Annotated in this window: 12 protein-coding genes and 1 other RNA gene; 7 read left to right on the top strand and 6 right to left on the bottom strand. The window is 57.7% G+C overall.

The genetic code is table 11. The features are described from left to right. Positions 1-222: 222 nt before the first annotated feature. Positions 223-1134 (bottom strand): glycosyltransferase family 25 protein, encoded by a 912-nt coding sequence (locus QE408_RS17655; protein ID WP_306933399.1) that lies wholly within the window; start codon positions 1132-1134, stop codon positions 223-225. Positions 1135-1338: 204 nt separating this feature from the next. After that, positions 1339-3813, bottom strand: coding sequence for an ATP-dependent helicase (locus QE408_RS17650; protein WP_306933397.1), 2475 nt, complete (start codon positions 3811-3813; stop codon positions 1339-1341). 427 nt (positions 3814-4240) lie between these two features. On the opposite strand from QE408_RS17650, the gene QE408_RS17645 reads away from it, so the two are divergent. The 4 genes from QE408_RS17645 to QE408_RS17630 all read left to right on the top strand — a co-directional run bounded on the left by QE408_RS17645 (position 4241) and on the right by QE408_RS17630 (position 13869). Beyond that, on the top strand, positions 4241-5392 hold the full coding sequence (locus QE408_RS17645) for an efflux RND transporter periplasmic adaptor subunit (protein WP_306933395.1): 1152 nt from the start codon (positions 4241-4243) through the stop codon (positions 5390-5392). Beyond that, positions 5389-8553: an efflux RND transporter permease subunit gene (locus QE408_RS17640; protein ID WP_306933393.1), complete on the top strand. Its 3165-nt coding sequence runs from the start codon at positions 5389-5391 to the stop codon at positions 8551-8553. The genes QE408_RS17645 and QE408_RS17640 overlap by 4 nt, the downstream gene beginning before the upstream one ends. 122 nt (positions 8554-8675) lie before the next feature. Then, positions 8676-10085 (top strand): FAD-binding oxidoreductase, encoded by a 1410-nt coding sequence (locus QE408_RS17635; RefSeq protein ID WP_306933391.1) that lies wholly within the window; start codon positions 8676-8678, stop codon positions 10083-10085. 94 nt (positions 10086-10179) lie between these two features. Beyond that, entirely contained in the window at positions 10180-13869 is a 3690-nt protein-coding gene (locus QE408_RS17630; RefSeq protein WP_306933389.1) for an AsmA family protein, read from the top strand. 294 nt (positions 13870-14163) lie between these two features. On the opposite strand, the gene QE408_RS17625 is transcribed toward QE408_RS17630, so the two are convergent. The 4 genes from QE408_RS17625 to ssrA all read right to left on the bottom strand — a co-directional run bounded on the left by QE408_RS17625 (position 14164) and on the right by ssrA (position 16657). Further along, positions 14164-14376 (bottom strand): ribbon-helix-helix domain-containing protein, encoded by a 213-nt coding sequence (locus tag QE408_RS17625; protein WP_306934847.1) that lies wholly within the window; start codon positions 14374-14376, stop codon positions 14164-14166. A gap of 854 nt (positions 14377-15230) precedes the next feature. Next, positions 15231-15428 carry a DUF4169 family protein gene (locus QE408_RS17620; protein WP_306933387.1) on the bottom strand — a complete coding sequence of 66 codons (198 nt, stop codon included), beginning with the start codon at positions 15426-15428 and terminating at the stop codon, positions 15231-15233. 159 nt (positions 15429-15587) lie between these two features. Beyond that, on the bottom strand, positions 15588-16094 hold the full coding sequence (locus tag QE408_RS17615; RefSeq protein WP_306933385.1) for an SspB family protein: 507 nt from the start codon (positions 16092-16094) through the stop codon (positions 15588-15590). Positions 16095-16284: 190 nt separating this feature from the next. Next, positions 16285-16657: a transfer-messenger RNA gene (gene ssrA, locus QE408_RS17610) on the bottom strand. Positions 16658-16791: 134 nt separating this feature from the next. On the opposite strand from ssrA, the gene QE408_RS17605 reads away from it, so the two are divergent. The 3 genes from QE408_RS17605 (at position 16792) to QE408_RS17595 (ending at position 18513) form a co-directional block, all read left to right on the top strand. Beyond that, positions 16792-17100 (top strand): DUF2853 family protein, encoded by a 309-nt coding sequence (locus tag QE408_RS17605; protein ID WP_306934846.1) that lies wholly within the window; start codon positions 16792-16794, stop codon positions 17098-17100. 94 nt (positions 17101-17194) lie between these two features. Continuing rightward, the gene (locus QE408_RS17600; RefSeq protein ID WP_306934845.1) at positions 17195-17989 is read left to right on the top strand and encodes a thymidylate synthase; all 795 of its coding nucleotides are present in this window, start codon (positions 17195-17197) and stop codon (positions 17987-17989) included. Beyond that, positions 17986-18513, top strand: a complete 528-nt coding sequence (locus QE408_RS17595; RefSeq protein ID WP_306933383.1) for a dihydrofolate reductase — start codon at positions 17986-17988, stop codon at positions 18511-18513. Before QE408_RS17600 ends, QE408_RS17595 begins: the two co-directional genes overlap by 4 nt. Positions 18514-18655 lie beyond the last annotated feature (142 nt).

The raw sequence follows: 18655 nt of genomic DNA, 5'->3' as shown, positions 1-18655 counted from the left end.
AGTGATGGTTCAGGTGATCGCTAAAGCGCCACGCGTCCGTTTCTACGGATGAAGGGCGGCTTATCTCTCTTCAGGTCTACCGACCGCTCTTCCGGTTTTGGCGGGAACAAAATCAGCGCAAGACTGTTGTCTGCGCATGAAGAAAACGACACGCAAACCATTGAACCGGATGACGATCTTCGTCATCTCGATCTTTATCATAGCCGCTATCGTTGCCGCAGTTTACCTGATTGGGTTTACGCCAGGCGAAACGACCGCGTGAACCGGTGCCGTAGCCTCGTGAGGGACGGAGTGGTGCGGCGCTGAGGCGCTGAAAGAATCACTCCTCGACGTTGCCGTTGGCAATGTACGTGGCGCGACCACGTTTCCCGCATAGCCCAACAGGAGCCGAGCTCCTCTGAACAAGAAGCGGGTCACCTCCAGATATGTGCGGAAGGGCAGGACGGTGACGTACCGCCAGCGGGGCAGCTTGTACGCGCGGGCGGTGTCCTGAATGGAACTGGTACTGTCCGCATCCTGCGAGGCGCACAGGGGGTAGACGAAGGCCGATTTGAGCCCTGCCAGATATTCGAGATCATAGGCGATGTCGTAGGCAAGCCGCATCGGAACCAGCTTTTCCGCGATCCACTTCGCAGCCTTCCGATTGACGATGTAGGCGCCTGACCCCTTTTCGCGCGTCAGTGCGATGCTCAAGGACCGGTCGGCGGTTAGTTTGCGAAACGGATATTTTCTGCCGTTGCTCACCGTCGATAGTCGGAGGATATCCCAATTGTTTCGATGATCGATTGCGGCCTCAACTGACGCCATGAAGTCCTGTTTGAAGACCACATCATCTTCCAGGATGAGAGCAAACTCGGCATCGCTCTGCAACAGCCGGCGCGCACATTCTACGTGGCTGAGATAGCAGCCGATTTCTGGAGGGCAAGTCCGACGGCCATGCATCAACTTGTAGGAAAGCGCGCTGAATTCCGGGATTGGAAATGTCAGCGCCCTGCCATCGATTGCCTCGACACGCTCCGCCGTCAGACCGATGTCTGAAAGCTTGTCGAACATGGCCTGTTTGCGTTCCTTTGCATTGGCCATGTTGATGAGGTAGATCGCAAGTTTTGATTTATTATTTTCGAATATATGCAATTTAACCTCAGGAAGAACGGCCTGGCAACACAGATGGTTATTGCCGAGAATCATCCTGATGGAAATAGCAGACGCTTTCAGCCAATCAAAAATACTCGGTGAAAGCTTAGAGCGACGTTGTCCTTTTGGAGGATAAAGCTCAATCTTGACGAGCGAACGCATCTGCCCGAAATTCGTTCTGATTTTCAGGCAGATGCTGTCCCTTCATGCCTTTTCGACAAAGCCATCGAGCACGCGTTTCTGGCCGGCTCGATCGAAATCGATCGTCAACTTGTTGCCTTCGACGGTTGCGACATTGCCGTTGCCGAACTTGATGTGGAAGACCCGGTCTCCGACGGCGAACTTCGAAGGCGCATCGGCGACCGATTTCGCCACAAGTTCTCCATCGATCGTCCGCGCACGTGGCCCACTCTCGCCATAGCCGATCCGCTCCACGGCATGTCCAGACCGACTGCCCCAATTGTCACGCGTGGCATCGGAGCGGTTGGCCTGCGCCCGCTTCCAGCCGGGGGTCGAGTAATTATTGGCGAAGGGTTCGGCCTTGTCGAAGCGGGATTGGCCATAGCCGCCGCGGCCGCCATAGCCTCCATAATTGTTTTCCGAAGCGGTGACCTCGACATGGGATGGCGGCAGCTCATCGAGAAAGCGTGAGGGCAGGGTGGATTGCCAGAGGCCGTGAATACGGCGGTTGGACACGAACCATATGTGGCAGCGCCGCTTGGCGCGGGTGATGCCCACATAGGCAAGGCGCCGCTCTTCCTCGAGACCCGAGCGTCCGCCTTCATCGAGAGACCGCTGATGCGGGAACAGGCCTTCCTCCCAACCGGGCAGGAAGACGGTTTCGAATTCCAGACCTTTCGCAGAATGCAGCGTCATGATCGAGACGGCATCGAGCTCTTCATTCTGCTCAACATCCATGACAAGTTCTACATGCTCGAGAAAACCGCGCATGCTCTCGAAGGACTCCATCGAGCGGATAAGTTCTTTAAGGTTCTCTAATCGTCCCGGGGCTTCTGCGGTCTTGTCTGCCTGCCACATGGCAGTATAGCCGCTTTCATCGAGGATCTGTTCGGCAAGAACCGTGTGTTCCGTAGTTTCCAATAAGTCTTGCCAGCTACGAAAGTTCTGTACAACGTCAAAGAGCGCCTTCCGTGCAGAAGGCTTGAGCTCATCAGTCTCAATTATTTCAGCTGCTGCTGCTAGCTTAGGAATGTTTCGCGCACGGGCGTAAGAATTTAACTTATTGAGCGCGATATCACCAAGACCGCGCTTCGGCGTGTTGACGATACGATCAAAGGCGAGGTCGTGTGCCGGTTGGCAGACGAGACGGAAATAGGCCATGGCATCGCGGATTTCCATGCGCTCATAGAAGCGCGGGCCGCCGATGACCCGGTAATTCAGACCAAGTGTAACGAACCGATCTTCGAACTCGCGCATCTGGAACGAAGCGCGCACGAGGATCGCCATGTCGTTGAGATTGTGCTTGGTGTTGCGCTGAAGCGCCTCGATTTCTTCACCGACGGCGCGCGCTTCCTCTTCCGAATCCCATGCGGCATGGACCACGACCTTCTCATCATTCGGATCGACACGGTCAGTAAACAGCGTCTTGCCCAGACGTCCTTCATTATGGGCAATCAGATGGCCGGCAGCGCCGAGAATATGCTCGGTGGAGCGATAGTTGCGCTCGAGTTTGATGACCTTTGCGCCGGGAAAATCCTTGTCGAAGCGCAGAATATTGTCCACTTCCGCGCCGCGCCAGCCATAGATGGACTGGTCGTCGTCGCCGACGCAACAGACGTTTTGAGGTTGACCCTTGGCGCGCTGCGCCAGAAGCCGCAGCCACATATATTGGGCCGTGTTGGTGTCCTGATACTCATCCACCAGAATGTAGCGGAACCGCTGGTGGTATTCTTTGAGAATATCGGCATGACGGCGGAAGATGGTGATCGGGTGCAGCAACAGATCGCCAAAATCGCAGGCGTTCAAGTTCTTCAGCCTGTCCTGATAGGCGCTGTAAAGGTCGCGGCCTTTTCCATTGGCAAAAGCCCGGCTGTCACCTTCCGGAATATCGGGCGGGGTCAGCCCCTTGTTCTTCCAATTGTCGATCATGCCGGCGAACTGCTTGGCCGGCCAGCGCTTGTCGTCCAGACCTTCGGCCTGGATCAACTGCTTGATGAGACGCACGACATCATCGGTGTCGAGAATGGTGAAGTTGGATTTTAACCCAACAAGCTCTGAATGCTTGCGCAGCAGTTTCACACCGATGGAGTGAAAGGTGCCGAGCCATGGCATGCCTTCGACCGCGCCGCCGACGAGAACTCCGATGCGTTCCTTCATCTCACGGGCAGCTTTATTGGTGAAGGTCACGGCCAGGATTTGGCTCGGATAGGCTTTGTTGGTCGCGAGAATGTGGGCAATGCGTGTCGTCAGCACCCGGGTCTTGCCGGTACCTGCACCCGCCAGAACCAGCACTGGCCCATCTACAGTTTCGACGGCCTCCCGCTGCTCTGGATTGAGACCAGAGAGATAATCGGGCGTACCGCGTGCCTGGTCGCGCGCTGCCATAGCGCGGGCGGCAATCCCCAGGCTACCCTCGGCTGGAGCGGCGGTTGGGACGGGACGGCGCGGCTCGTTTGGTTCTTCGTCGAAGAACGGCATATCGTCGAAACTATTGCTCATGCGGCTCAATGTAGTGATTCGGGATGTAAACGCTAGAGCGTCCTATGGGTCTAAGTATCGCACTTCGCGAAAATCGGTCCCGGTTTTGGGGCCGATGCGGTGGAACATCGTTCTGCTTCTATTCCCGTATGCGCCGCGATCGCGTCCAATCAAAGGCGAAATGGCTTTTTTGCGCCTCTGTGCCACCTCGCAGATCGGCGTTTCCACCGCGGTGCCTGGGATAGCTTTGACGGCGAATTACAACTGCTGATAAAGTATATCGGCTATTTTCCGCTGTCTTGCCGTAAAATTTTCGCGAATTACAATTCTGTAAGAAACGGAATCTTGCGTTGCGTTGTTAAGCAACAGCAAAGATACTGCGCCAAATCATTCGCCTGTCCGCCCTGCGGCACGGTTGCGTTTGCGGATGGATCACACGGAGAATTGCATGCGGGTTTGGAAGCAGGTTGGTGTCAGTCTGGCGGTTGTCGGCGCTGGTTTCTTTTTGTGGGCGTTCAATTCGTCCACAGGACAGAGCCTGCTGGCGAAAGCAGGCATCGTCACGACCGGAGAACCTGCCGCAAAGAACGCCGCCAATGGTTCGTCCAGACCTGCAGGTCAAGGCGGCGGGAGCGGGCGCAACAATGCAACGCTTGTGATCACCGCTCCTGCGAAAACCGGCACGGTGAATGACCGTCTTAATGCCATAGGCAACGGTGAGGCGATCCAGACTGTTGTCGTCACACCGCAGGCGTCCGGCCTGATTTCCGAGATTCTCGTCTCGTCGGGCCAGAAGGTGAAGAAGGGTGATGTGCTTGCAAGGCTCGATGATGATGAGCAACTGATCGAGCGCGACAAGGCGCAGGTCGCTCTCAAAAGTGCGGTCGAGAAATCCACATCTTATCGAAACCTCCGATCGGTGGCCCGTCTCGACGTTCTCGATGCGCAGATTGCCGAAGAGTCTGCCAAGCTTGCGGTCAGCACCGCCGAGCTCAATCTGAAACGGCGCAATATCGTCGCGCCGATCGACGGCATTGCCGGCATCGTCGCCATCAATGTCGGCGATAACGCAACGACGCAGACCAGTATCGTGAGCCTCGACGATCGCTCGAAGATTCTCGTCAACTTCTGGGCACCGGAACGATTTGCCACTGCGATCACGGTTGGAATGCCGGTGGAAGCGACCTCGATCGCGCGCCCGGGTGAGACTTTCAAGGGTCAGGTGGAAGCAGTCGACAATCGCGTGGACGAGGCAAGCCGCACCGTTCGCGTCCGCGCCGTTTTCGATAACGCCAAGGATGAATTGCGTGCCGGCATGTCTTTCAGCGTCACGATGAAATTCGAGGGAGAAACCTACCCATCCGTCGATCCGCTGGCTGTGCAGTGGGATGCCGATGGCTCCTATGTCTGGCGTGTGAAAGACAACACGTCGAACAAGGTCCGCGTTCAGGTGGTGCAGCGCAATCCCGATGCGGTTCTGGTGAAGGCCGAGCTTTCACCCAATGACCTTCTGGTGACCGAGGGTCTCCAGCGCGTCCGTGAAGGTGGTGCTGTGCGTGTCGGCAACGAACCGAAAGCAGCGGAGGTCGCGAGCCAATGAGCGGTTCATCAACCGGACAGACGCCGCCCGCAGGGCAGGATTCGAAGCTTGCCTTTACAGCGCTCTTTGTTCGACGGCCGATCCTTGCCGCGGTGATCAACACGTTGCTGGTTGTCGCGGGACTCGCGGCGCTTGTCGGCGTCGAAGTCCGTGAATTGCCGGATGTCGATCGTCCGGTCATCTCGGTGCGCACGACCTATGACGGCGCCTCACCACAGACGATCGACCAAGAGTTGACGCAGACGATCGAGGGCGCGGTTGCCCGCGTCAGCGGGGTGAAATCCATCTCGTCTGCTTCTCAGTTCGGCACTAGCCGCGTGACACTGGAATTCGGTGACAATATCGATCTTGCCGTTGCTGCGAACGACGTCCGCGATGCGATCGGCCGCGTGACCAACCAGATGCCGGAAGATGCCGATGAACCGCAGATCATCAAAGCGGATTCAGACAGCCAGCCCATCATGCGTCTTGCCGTCACGTCCTCTACGCTCAGCATGGAAGACCTGACCAAGCTGGTAGAGGATGAGATCGTCGATCGTCTGGCCGCTGTGGATGGCGTTGCCGATGTAGAACTTTACGGCGACCAGGAGAAGGTTTTCCGGATCGATCTCGATCAGGCAGCCCTTGCCAGCCGCGGTCTCACGGTGACCGATGTCTCCAACGCGCTCGCAACGGCAGCACTCGATGTTCCCGCGGGTTCGCTGAAGAGTTCAACGCAGGACATTGTTGTGCGAGCAACCGCCAGCCTTACGACGCCTGCCGAATTCGAAAATCTGCTGATTAAGGACAGGGTGCGTCTTCGCGATGTGGCGAGCGTGCAGCTTGGCGCCGATGATGAAAGCACGTCGCTGCGCTCCAACGGTGTGCAGGGCGTCGGTCTCGGCGTCATTCGCCAGGCGCAGTCCAACACGTTGAATATCTCAACCGGTGTCAAGGCAGCTGTCGATGCGATGACGCCGAACCTGCCGGAAGGCACACGGATCGTCGTGACCAGCGACGACGCGGTCTTCATCGAAGGCGCGCTTCATGAAGTGGAGCTGGCGCTCGGTCTTTCCGCACTGATCGTGGTTGTGGTTCTCTATCTCTTCCTGCGCGACTGGCGCGCCACGCTTATTCCGGCCATCACCATGCCGGTCGCGCTGATCGGCACGTTGGTCGCCATCTACATGGTCGGCTTTTCCATCAATATCCTGACGCTACTTGCCATCGTGTTGGCGACGGGTCTTGTGGTGGACGATGCGATCGTGGTGCTAGAAAACATCGTTCGTCGCAGGGCCGAAGGCATGGGGCCGCGGGCCGCGGCCGTTCTTGGTACGCAGGAGGTGTTCTTCGCGGTTCTTGCGACAACGGCGACGCTGGCGGCGGTCTTCATTCCGCTGTCCTTCCTGCCCGGCCAGTTGGGTGGCCTGTTCCGCGAGTTCGGTTTCGTGCTGGCTTTCGCTGTCGGCCTGTCCTCCATCGTGGCGCTCACACTCTGCCCGATGCTGGCGTCGCGTATGCTGAAAAAGACCGTCGAGCATCAGACAGGCCCGCTTGCCTGGTTCGGCAATCTCTTTGCCAGCACTTACAGGAACACGCTATCGAGCTGTCTCAACAATCCGCTGATCGTCATCGTCGTGTCGATTGCCTTTGCAGGCGTCTCCTGGGTGGCCTTCGGCATGGTGCAGAACGAATTGACGCCGCGCGAGGATCGCTCGTCGGTCTTCCTGCGGGTGACTGCGCCACAGGGTGTCAGCCTTGAATATACCCGCGACCAGTTGCAGCGCATCGAAGAGAACCTTATGCCGCTGCGCGAAAGCGGTGAAATCCGCAACGTCTATTCGATCACCGGTATGAACGGCTCGTCCAATACCGGCTTCATGGTGCTGACGCTGGCGCCATGGGCGGATCGCGACCGCACGCAAAACCAGATCGCGCAGGATATCAATGCCGCCGCGCAAAAGGTGCCTGCGCTTCGTGGCACGGCGCAGCAGCCGAACAGCCTGCGCATTCGCGGCGCGGGCAATGGTCTTACCATGGCGATGGTCGGCTCCAACTATCCGGCGCTGACGGAAGCGACACAGAAACTGCTGCTGGCCATGGAAGAAACCGGCATGTTCGACATGCCGCGCTTCGATAACGAGCCGAACCAGGCGCAGCTTTCCGTCTCCATCGATCGCGAACGGGCATCCGATCTCGGTATCGATATCACCGGCCTCTCGCGCGCCATGCAGTCACTTCTCGAAGGCCGCTCCATCGTCGACGTCTTTGTAAATGGCGACGCCATTCCGGTTCGTCTTCTCGCCTCTACCCGCCCGATCAACGATCCGACAGACCTCGAGAACGTCTTCCTCAAGACCGATGACGGCAAGATCGTGCCGATGTCGGTCATCGCGTCACTCAAGGAGACTGCCGTTGCACCGCAGCTGAACCGCGAGCAGCAACTGCCTTCGGTTGGCTTTTCCGCCAACCTGCGTGAGAGCGTTTCACTGGGTGAAGCGGTTGCCAAGGTCAATGAACTGGCAGGCCAGATCATGCCATCCGGTGCGCGGCTGATCCCGCTCGGTGAAGCCGCCACGCTTCAGGAAAATTCCAGCGGCATGTTGCTGACTTTTGGCTTTGCCATTGCGATCATCTTCCTGGTGCTGGCAGCACAGTTCGAAAGCGTTTTGAGTTCGTTGATCATCATGACGACGGTGCCGCTCGGTCTCGCCTGCGCGGTGATTGCGCTGCTCGTCACCGGGTCGAGCCTCAATGTCTACAGCCAGATTGGCCTTGTGCTTCTGGTTGGCGTCATGGCGAAGAACGGCATTCTGATCGTGGAATTCGCCAATCATCTGCGTGACCAGGGCGCGAGTGTTCGAGAAGCCATCGAGAAGGCGTGCAGCATTCGCCTTCGCCCGGTGATGATGACGATGATCGCCACCATTCTCGGCGGTGTGCCGCTGGTATTGGCGCAGGGTGCAGGTGCTGAAGCGCGTATTGCGCTTGGTTGGGTGATCGTCGGCGGTCTTGGCTTTGCAACGCTGGTGACGCTGTACATCACGCCGGTTTCGTACCTGCTATTGGCGCGCTTTGCCAAGCCGCAGGCGGATGAGGAAATTCGCCTGCATCGCGAACTGGAAACGGCGATCCGCCGTCGCGCTCTTGAAGAGGACAAGCCGCTTCTCGCTGCGGAATGATTTGACGTCAAACAGCGGACAAGAGCAAAGCCTGTGCTGGACAAAGTCAGAACCTTGTCACATACCACGCCATGACCCGCGCCGGACGCGGGGCAAAAATATGCAGCATGGTGGAGTATGTCATGGCTTTGAAAGATGTCGTATCGGGAACACGAAACGAGGCTGGCATTGCCGCTGTTCTGACCGTGCTGAAGCGCGATCTTGGTGAAAAATTCCAGACGGGCCAGTCTTTCCGAGAGCAGCATTCGCACACCACGACTTACCTGACAACGCAGCTTCCCGATGGCGTTGCCTTCGTCGAAAGCGCCGATGATGTGAAAACCGTCGTAAAAGCCTGTGCGGAGCACAAGGTGCCGGTCATTCCCTTTGGCACGGGTTCCTCGCTGGAGGGGCAAGTGAACGCACCATCCGGTGGAATCTCCATCGATTTCAGCCGGATGAACCGTATTATCGAGGTAAACGCCGAGGATCTGGATGTGACGGTGGAGCCCGGAGTCAATCGCGAGCAGTTGAACACCTATCTGCGCGACACTGGCCTGTTCTTCCCGATCGATCCGGGCGCCAATGCCTCGATCGGCGGCATGGCGTCCACCCGCGCATCCGGCACCAATGCGGTGCGCTATGGCACGATGAAGGACAATGTTCTGGCCGTGACGGCTGTCACCGCCAATGGTGAGGAAATCCGTACCGGCAGGCGCGCACGTAAATCGTCCGCCGGTTACGACCTGACGCGGCTTTTCGTCGGTGCGGAGGGCACACTTGGTGTGCTCACATCCGTTACGCTTCGTCTTCAGGGCATTCCGGAGAAGATCGCTGGTGGCGTTTGTACTTTCGAGACGATCAAAGCCGCTTGCGATGCGGTGATCATGACGATTCAGATCGGCATTCCGGTGGCGCGTATCGAGCTTCTGGATGAGGTGCAGATCCGCGCTTGTAATGCCTATTCCGGTCTCGGTTACGAAGAAAAGCCAACGCTTTTCGTCGAGTTTCACGGAACGGAAGAAACCACCGCATTGCAATCGCAGCAATTTGCCGAAATCGTTGCCGAGTTCGGCAGCACGGATTTCAAATGGACCGGCGATGCGCAGGAGCGCAACAAGCTGTGGAAAGCCCGCCATGACGCCTATTGGGCATCGCGGGCTTTGGCGCCACATCTCGACGGCCTTTCGACCGATGTCTGCGTTCCGATCTCCCGCCTTGCCGACTGCGTGGTGGAGACCCAACGCGACATTCGGGAAAATGACATGCTGGCGCCGATCGTCGGCCATGCGGGCGATGGCAACTTCCACGTTCTCGTGCTTTTCGACGGCAAGGATGCCGAAAGCGTGGCGAAAACCGAAGCCTTCGTGGCGCGTCTCAATCGCCGTGCGCTGTCCATGGATGGCACCTGTACCGGTGAGCACGGCGTGGGGCAGGGGAAGATGAGCTTTCTGGAAGAAGAGGCCGGTCCTGCACTCGATACGATGCGTGCCATCAAGCGGTCGCTAGATCCGGATAATATTTTCAATCCGGGCAAGCTCTTTCGTCTTTGATCCGGTTAGAGAGCAAGGGCTTTCAACCAAATGATGCTTGCCCTAGGGCGAAAAAACGCTAGTTTTCAGCGGTGATTATGGGAGACGACGGGTCGTGCTCGGACGCATACTGGTTTTTCTGGGCGGACTGCTGGTCGTAGCGCTTTTTGCAGCGCTTTTGATTCCGTATTTCATCGACTGGACCGACTTTCGTCGTGACTTCGAGGATCAGGCAAGCCGCATCCTGGGCAAGAAGGTCGTGGTGCACGGGCCGGTCGAGGCCCGGCTTCTGCCATTCCCATCCGTTACTCTTCATGATGTGCGAGCAGGCACCGATGCGGATGGCTCGCCTCTCATTCAGGTCGCGCGCTTTTCCATGGATGCCGAACTCGCGCCCTTTCTTTCCGGGGAAGCGCGTATCTTCGACATGCGCATCGAAGAGCCCAAAGCCAAGATCCGCCTGCTGAAGGATGGTACGCTCGACTGGATGCGTGGTGGTCGGGTTGAAATTCCAGCGCGCACCGTGGTGCTTGAAAGCGTCAATATCGAAGACGGGCAGATCGAGTTCATCGACGAGCAATCAGGCCGCAACCGCACCATCACAGGGTTGAATGCCGCCATGTCGGCCAAGTCGCTCGCCGGACCATGGCGGGCGGAGGGTCGCGCCGCGATTGATGGTCACGCTGGCTCGTTCTCGCTTACAAGCGGCGAACCCGACCCCACAGTCGGTCGCATGGGTCTGCGTCTGCGCATGCAGCCGGATGAATATCCCGTCGAGATCGATCTCGATGGCGGCATTGGCGCGACGGCGGGCCGTCCTGTCTATAGCGGCTCCTTCGCCTTCAATTTCCGGCGCGACGATAAGCAGCAAAAGCAGGATCAATCGATCTTTTCCGCGCCGCGCACACGCGGCAGCTTTGAACTGACCAATGGGCGCCTGCGCATTCCCAGCTACCGCATGGAACTAGGCGCTGCCGATAACCCCTATATTGTTACCGGCGAAGCCACGCTGGATACGGGTGCCGCGCCCGAATTCCTGCTGACAGCCGACGGGCAGCAGATCGATTTCAACCGCTTTACACCGGTTCCGGTCCCTTCGAGCGGCAAGACATCCCGTGTCCCGACTGTCTCACTGCGCCAGCGGATCGAGGCCTTTGCCGATCTTATTGCACGCATTCCGGTGCCGCAGGTACCTGGCAAGGCCATCATCAGTCTGCCAGCGCTGGTTTCCGACGACACCACCATTCGTGATATCCGTCTTGATGTGCGTCCGGATGGGGCAGGCTGGCAGGTGGTCAACGCCGTTGCCATGCTGCCGGGCCGCACCCAGTTCGAGGCCAAGGGTTCGTTGACGCTGACCGATGGCCCGGCCTTCAACGGCGATCTTCTTGTCGCCTCCAACCAGCCATCCGGTCTTGCCAACTGGCTGACCGGCAGCGTCGATCCGGCAATCCGCCAGATGAATGCCGCCGGATTTTCCTCCAAGGTTTCGCTGACCACCAAGGCGCAGCGCTTTGATGATCTCGAACTCGCCATCGGCCAGGCGTCACTGCGGGGAAGTCTGCTGCGCCAGGCGACGGACAAGGGCTCCAGCATCGACATCGATCTTGCTGGCGACGAGATCGACGTCGATGCCCTTAAGGCGCTTGGAAGCCTGGTGCTCGGCGATCAGAACGGCTCCTCTGTCTTCGATCATCGCATCAGCGCCAAGTTCAAGGCTGATCGTTTCAATATGGCGGGCGTGACAGCCAACAAGGTGGAAACCGCCTTTACGGTGTCGGATGGCGTGCTGTCTCTCGATACGATGACCGCGGGCGATATTGCTGGCGCCGAGGTTCACGCCAAGGGCCAGTTGCAGGGTACATTGCTGAAATATGGCGGCAAGGGCACCATCAACCTGCGCGCACCAGACATGCAGCCGGTCCTTGAACTGATCCGCCAGAAACTGCCGCACCACCCGCTCTTGGATCGCGTTGTGAAAAGTGCTGCCTGGTACGCCAATTCCGACGTCACCGTCGATCTCTCAATCGATAGCAATAGCGGTGGTGCCAATGCTGCCGTCTCCGGCACCATCAATGGTAGCCGGCTTTCGGCTGTCGCCAAATTACCCGACTTCTTCTCGATCACCGATGACACGGCGCTGACGCTCGAAGCGGTCCTGAAGAACCAGTCCACTGCCATTCTCTTCGGCCAGGCGGGCCTCGATCCGCTGCCTTTCGATGCGGATGGCGAAGGCCTGCTTTCGGTCAAGCTGAACGGCAGCCTCGGTTCGGCAATGCAGACGGACTTCCGTTTCTCCACCGAGCGCACGCACTTCACCGCCGCTGGCAGTTTTTCGCTTGCGCCTGAAACCTTTGGCGAGGGCAGCGCGGACCTCGCGCTGGAAAGCGCTGATATTGAACCCTATCTCATCATGAACGCCATTGGCCTGCCGCAGCTTGGCGGCGGCATGTCGACGAAGGCGAGCGCCAAGCTTTCGGTCGACAAAGAGAAAGCTACCTTTGGCAACCTGACCGGGCAGGCCGGTGGCAATGCCTTTTCAGGCAGTGTGGCGGTCTCGCGTGCTGCTCCCTACAAGCTGACAGGAGATGTCTCACTTGCCAATGTCGACCTGGCGTGGCTGGGGGATGCGATGTACGGACCTGTCATCGATCCGGAGAATGGCGGGTTGAACGCCAAGCCTGTAGCACTTCCGTCCTTCCCAAAGATCGAAGCGGCACTCTCCGTCAAGGCGGCGAAGTTCGAGGTCGGTCCCTTTGGTACCGTCACCGGATCGTCTTTTTCACTGGCTCATGGAAATGGCACGCTCTCGCTCGACAATATGGCGGGTGACTGGATGGGCGGCAAGCTGTCCGGCAGAATGGCGATGGCAACGGGTGAGGGGGCAGGAATCTTCCGCACCAAGCTCGCCATTTCCGGTGCCAATCCGGAAGGCATCATCTGGAAGAGCGGGAACACCCCCGTGGCGACCGGCCGCTTTGCCGCAGACCTGACGGCGGAAGCGACCGGCAAGAGTGTTCGCGAGTTGCTGACGTCCGCGAGCGGTTCTGGTGAAATCCGTACGAATGATCTCGTTTTGCGGGGCATCAACCCGAATGCCTTTCAGCCTTGGCTTCAAGCGGCGGCGGGTCTTCAGGGCAATATCGATGCGGCAAAAGTTCGTCCGCTGGTGGATCAGCAACTCTGGCATGGCGATGTTTCGCTTGGTCAGATCTCGATGCCCTTCACCATTAGCGATGGCGGCCTGCACATGCAGAACGTGACGGCATCCACAGACCAACTTTCCCTCAAAGGTGATCTGTCGCTCAACATCGCCGATGAGACTTTGACGGGCGGTGTCGAACTCGACTACAAGCCGGGTACCGAAGAGCTTGCAGGTGCCACGCCCTCCATTCGATTAAATTATGTCGGCCCCCTGGCTCAGCCGGCTTTGACGACGGATGTCTCGGGCCTTACCAGCTACCTCTCGCTTCGCGCCTTCGAGAAGGAACGTCGCCGTGTGGAAGCGCTGCAGGCGAGCGTTCTGGAAAAACAGCGACTGAGACGCGAGGTTGCCCTCTATCGCTTCCAGGCGGCAGAGCGGCAGGCCGCAAAGGACCGCGCGGAAGCGGAAGCGCGAGCAAGGCAGGCGGAAGAGGAACGTCTGCGCGCGCTGGCGCAGGAGCGTCTGCAGGCGGAGAAGGAGCAGCAGGAGCGTTTGCAGCGGGAGCAAAAGCAGCCTGAGGCGACGCCTACGCTGAAAATTCCCCCGACGCAGGATGTGATCAGACAGTTCTCCAACCCATCGAACGATTCCCCACCCTAAAGCGCTTCCCTATTGGATGGCACCGTTCTGCCGGACCAGGGTGTCGTCAGGGCAAAGGCGATTGGCGACGGGCATGACCAAAGTCACGGCCGAGCCGATCGCGTTTGATCCTGGCGGAAAGATACCAGACCGTGCTTCGTAGTGGGACGCGGTGAGCGTGCCGGACTCTCGAAACTCTTGCAGATGTGCCGGCAAATTTGCGGAAGCGTGCCACCCGCTCGCCCGGACGGCTTGGCCCGATGCGGTCGCTCCGGCACGCGCCCCCGCCGATGATGTGCGACATGGATGAACGACCTACTTCTGGCTTTTCAACCAGGTCAGCACATAGACCCTGAGCGCAGAGGACAGATTGCTGCTTTCTGATCTGTTGTCGTCTATCTCCGCCAACAGGGATGCGAAGCTCATCTTTCGCCTTTCCGCTATGGCGCGGAGCTCGTCCCAGAACGCATCCTCTAGAGAGATGCTTGTGCGGTGACCATGAAGAGTCGTGGAGTGCTTGCGTATCAAGGTCGCTGCTTTCCAAGCCGGTTCAAGAGGGTGCCAATCTGATTCATTTTCTGCCTGCAAGTCCATGAAATGTATAGGAGCTTGCGTTCGATAACGCTGTTACATGGCCTGGGTTCCACCACTTCTTTCAAGGACGGGTGATATCGAAATAGAGCCTAAAAATTCGGACATCTTAGCCGATGATGAGAGGCCAAGAGTGGGAAGGTGGCGGATTGTGAGTGGGGCCGCCTAATCATTTTCTTGTTAAATGGAAACAGTTCTGTTGATTCAAACGGGATCGACTGATTGTCCGGAGGATGCGTGCCGTAGCCAAAGCATACAGCCAAGCCGTCCGGGCAAGCAGGTGGCCCGTTTCAAACAACCCTCCCGCAGATTTGCTGGCAAATCTACAGGAGTTTCATTCGCCGGCGCGCTGATCGCTTCGCACGGCGAAGCGGCGCGACGGAGGGCCGGGTATCTTTCCGCCAGGCTTAAAGTCGATCGGCTCGACCGTAGCCTTGGGTATGCCCGTCGCCAATCTCCCTTGCCCTGACGAAAACCTGCTCCGGTAGAACGGTTCCATTCAACAAGGAAACGTTCCAGTCCTAGCCTGCGTCTCGAGTGCGGGACGATGAGCCCTTTGACAGCCTAAAGGGTTTCGCGATCTTTCAGATTCGCTCATACGCTTTAGGTCTTTGTTATCGCATGTCGTTATCGCAAAACTGGTGCACACTTTTGCGCGACATACTTTATCAGGCAGCGCGCGGCTTTGGTAGATGGAACGCGGAACTGCTGAGCTCAAGATTGGGAATATGGGAGACCGGTTTGGAGAGCGCTTCAAGATGCGGCAAGGGAGAAGCCCCTGGCGGCCAGCCCTATTCGGGCTCGCCGTCCCGACGATCAAGCTTGCTCTGATCGAGTTGACGCTCAGCCTTCTCGTTCAAGGCTGTCGTCAGAGACTTTTCGGATTTCGTTCTGCCGAATGACAGGCGGTTTTGCTCCGCCTGCTTTTCTTTCTCGGAGCGCGCCTTCTGCTTGCGAAACTGGCGCAGGTTGATGACATCACCCGTCATGCAGCTCTCCTAGAGTATGTTGCGCAAAGCGGTGGAGAGCTTTGCGATGACAACATGCCAGAAACTAGAATCTAAAACGTGAGGAGCAGTCCTGAAAAAACGCGACACGTTTTCGTGGTCGACGGCTGGTGCGCGGCGCTCACCAGAACGCCAGACGCCTTACTTGTTCTTGCGGAAGGCATCCAGGGATACAACCGAGCCTGCCTTCTTTTCCTCGTCAGCCTTCTTCTCTTCCGGCTGAACCTTGCCTTCAGCGGGCACAGGGTAGGCGGTGATTTCCGCTTCCTGAACTTCTTCCTCTTCGGCGAGGGGAACGTCGAATTCGAGTTCGAAATTGACCGACGGGTCGTAGAAGCCACGGATGGCGTTGAAGGGGATGACGAGCTTTTCAGGCGTGTCGGAGAAGGACAGACCGATCTCGAAAAGTGTTTCGGTGACCTTCAAGTCCCAGAACTGGTGCTGAATGACGATCGTCATCTGCTCGGCATATTTTGCCTTGAGGTGCTGAGAGATCCGCACACCCGGCGCGCCGGTCAGGAACGTAATGAAGAAGTGGTGATCGCCCGGCAGCCGACCAGTGGCCGCAACCTCGCTCAGAACCTTGCGGATAACGCCGCGAAGGGCATCCTGTGCGAGAATGTCGTAACGGATATGATCCTGCCCCATACGGTCCTGTCTTTCCTTATTCGAACGTCTTTTACCTGAGTATACGCAATGTCTTAGTGCGCAGCAACGAAAAAGCCTTCACCGCTTGCAGCATGTCCTATCGTTCAACCGCGGCAAATATATGCGCGATCTTCAGCGTACCAGAAGCGAGTCAGACGCACCATATAACGAATTTCGAGAGAGGGGAGAAGGTGGAGGTTTCTGTTGCCAGGTACCTCCGAACCCCGCCTTACGGGGCTAACCGTAAGGACTTAGAGCGGAATTCCCGCACCGCCATTAGGCAGCGAGAGCGTATTCCTTAGCGTTGTTGTCATTTGCAACTACACTTGTGACCCGATAACGGCGGTATCATGCCGAGCAAAAGTTCGATCTTTACGCCCTTGTCGATCCTATTTCGCCCCCATCAAAAGCCGGCCTTTTCATAAGAAGCCGCCGGTTTTTGGTGGAGGCGCCGGGTACCGCCCCCGGGTCCAATAGGTTTATTCCATCGACCGTTTATCGCCATAGCCGGATTTGCATCCGGCAGAGGTCATATAGGCATTTCCGCGCGCTTAGAAAAGAGGTCTTGTGACATTTCCGTAAAGGACGGACACGTTGACTGTGGCATGAGATTCTTGACGCGGTTGCAGGCTTAGAACATCTTCTTCCAGAAGTGGCTGTGAAAACGATCTGGCCGCTCAACATGGAGGATAAGGAAATGACGGACTATCTTGCAGATGTGAAGAAGTACGATGCCAATGCCGATGAAGCCGTGGTGAACAAGATCGTCAAGTATTTGGGCATAGCGCTTCGCAATCGCGACTCGGCCTTGGTATCGTCATCCGACCCGGAGGAGCTGGCGCGGGTGAAGAGCGGATGGTGCGCCAAGAAGCTCGGCGTCGATGGCGCAGATGCGGATGCCGCAATCGATGCCACGGCGAAGGCGATGGCGAGCGACCGCAGCAAGTCCCGCGTGACCTTCTACTACCTCGTTGCCAAACATCTCGGAAAGCTCGAGACGGTCTAAGCGCAAAAGTTCTGGAGAACGACGTCAATCGATTGGTTCCGCTGCCGGGAAGGGGTATAAGATGTACCCCAAAGAGACTCGGTGGCGGGACGACATGAAGCAATATCTCGATCTTCTTCGGCATGTGATGGAAACGGGCAGCGATCGCGGCGATCGTACAGGCACGGGCACGCGCTCTGTTTTCGGCTACCAGATGCGTTTCGATCTTTCCGAAGGCTTCCCGGTACTGACAACAAAGAAGCTGCACTTGCGCTCCATCATTCATGAGCTCTTGTGGTTCCTGAAGGGCGATACCAACATCGCCTACCTTAAGGAAAACGGCGTAACCATCTGGGATGAGTGGGCGGATGAGAAGGGCGATCTCGGACCGGTCTACGGTGCGCAGTGGCGCTCCTGGCCGGCACCTGATGGTCGCCATATCGACCAGATCCAGCTTCTCATAGAAGGCCTGAAGACCAACCCCAATTCCCGCCGCCACATCGTTTCGGCCTGGAACCCGGCGCTGGTGGACGAAATGGCGCTTCCGCCATGTCACTGCCTGTTCCAGTTCTATGTCTCGGATGGCAAACTCTCCTGCCAGCTCTACCAGCGCTCGGCCGATATCTTTCTCGGTGTGCCGTTCAACATCGCGTCTTACGCCTTGCTGACGCTGATGGTGGCGCAGGTGACGGGCTTGAAGTCCGGCGATTTCGTTCACACGCTGGGTGACGCGCATATCTATGCCAACCATTTCGAGCAGGCCGAGTTGCAGATGACGCGCACGCCGAAGCCTTTGCCGACGATGCGGCTCAATCCCGCCGTGCGCGATCTGTTTTCCTTTAAGTTCGAAGACTTTGCGCTGGAGAATTACGAGGCCGATTCAAGCATCAAGGCGCCGATTGCGGTATGAGTGAACCCCGCATCGTTTTGATTGCCGCGGTTTCCCGAAACAATGTCATTGGGCGTGAACTGGACATGCCGTGGAAGCTGTCTTCCGATCTCAAGCGCTTCAAGGCTGAGACCATGGGCAAGCCAATGATCATGGGCCGCAAGACGTTTCTCTCCGTTGGTGAGAGACCATTGCCTGGACGCCCTCACATTATCATCAGCCGTAATCCCGATTATAAGCCCGACGGTGTTGAGGTCGTTTCTTCGCTTGAGAAGGGTTTGTCGCAGGCAAAAGCACAGGCTCGAGTGCTTGGTGTGGATGCGGTTTACGTAGCAGGCGGGGGCGAGATTTACCGTCAGGCTATGCCGTTTGCCGATCAACTTTCCGTCACCCATGTGGAAGTTGAACTGGATGGCGACACGTTTTTTCCGGAAATCGATCCGGCCATTTTTGAGAAAACCGACGAAACCACCCTGCCAGCCGGGGAAAAAGACGATTATCCGGTGCGGTTTTCAACCTATCGGCGCCGCGCTGCGGCAAAGTGAACTATTTGGGCTGGACGGGTATTAAAGTACCGCCCCTGCGTTGAAACAGACGCTTTGCCTTCTTATAACGAGGACGATATTCCCGCCGGCTGTGCAAAAGCGCGTTGGAGAGGGAGCGGGAAAGTTTTTATAACAAAGAGGT

The organism is Agrobacterium larrymoorei, assembly GCF_030819275.1.
GTDB classification, from domain to species: domain Bacteria; phylum Pseudomonadota; class Alphaproteobacteria; order Rhizobiales; family Rhizobiaceae; genus Agrobacterium; species Agrobacterium larrymoorei_B.
The sequence above is the reverse complement of the archived record's forward strand: the minus strand, read 5'-3'. Positions and strand labels throughout refer to the sequence as shown.

What these genes read in the sequence shown, in the direction of transcription:
- QE408_RS17635 (WP_306933391.1), top strand. Translation starts at nt 8,676, where the DNA reads ATGGCTTTGAAAGATGTCGTATCGGGAACACGAAACGAGGCTGGCATT.
- QE408_RS17640 (WP_306933393.1), top strand. Translation starts at nt 5,389, where the DNA reads ATGAGCGGTTCATCAACCGGACAGACGCCGCCCGCAGGGCAGGATTCG.
- QE408_RS17600 (WP_306934845.1), top strand. Translation starts at nt 17,195, where the DNA reads ATGAAGCAATATCTCGATCTTCTTCGGCATGTGATGGAAACGGGCAGC.
- QE408_RS17620 (WP_306933387.1), bottom strand. Translation starts at nt 15,428, where the DNA reads ATGACGGGTGATGTCATCAACCTGCGCCAGTTTCGCAAGCAGAAGGCG.
- QE408_RS17595 (WP_306933383.1), top strand. Translation starts at nt 17,986, where the DNA reads ATGAGTGAACCCCGCATCGTTTTGATTGCCGCGGTTTCCCGAAACAAT.
- QE408_RS17650 (WP_306933397.1), bottom strand. Translation starts at nt 3,813, where the DNA reads ATGAGCAATAGTTTCGACGATATGCCGTTCTTCGACGAAGAACCAAAC.
- QE408_RS17615 (WP_306933385.1), bottom strand. Translation starts at nt 16,094, where the DNA reads ATGGGGCAGGATCATATCCGTTACGACATTCTCGCACAGGATGCCCTT.
- QE408_RS17605 (WP_306934846.1), top strand. Translation starts at nt 16,792, where the DNA reads ATGACGGACTATCTTGCAGATGTGAAGAAGTACGATGCCAATGCCGAT.
- QE408_RS17645 (WP_306933395.1), top strand. Translation starts at nt 4,241, where the DNA reads ATGCGGGTTTGGAAGCAGGTTGGTGTCAGTCTGGCGGTTGTCGGCGCT.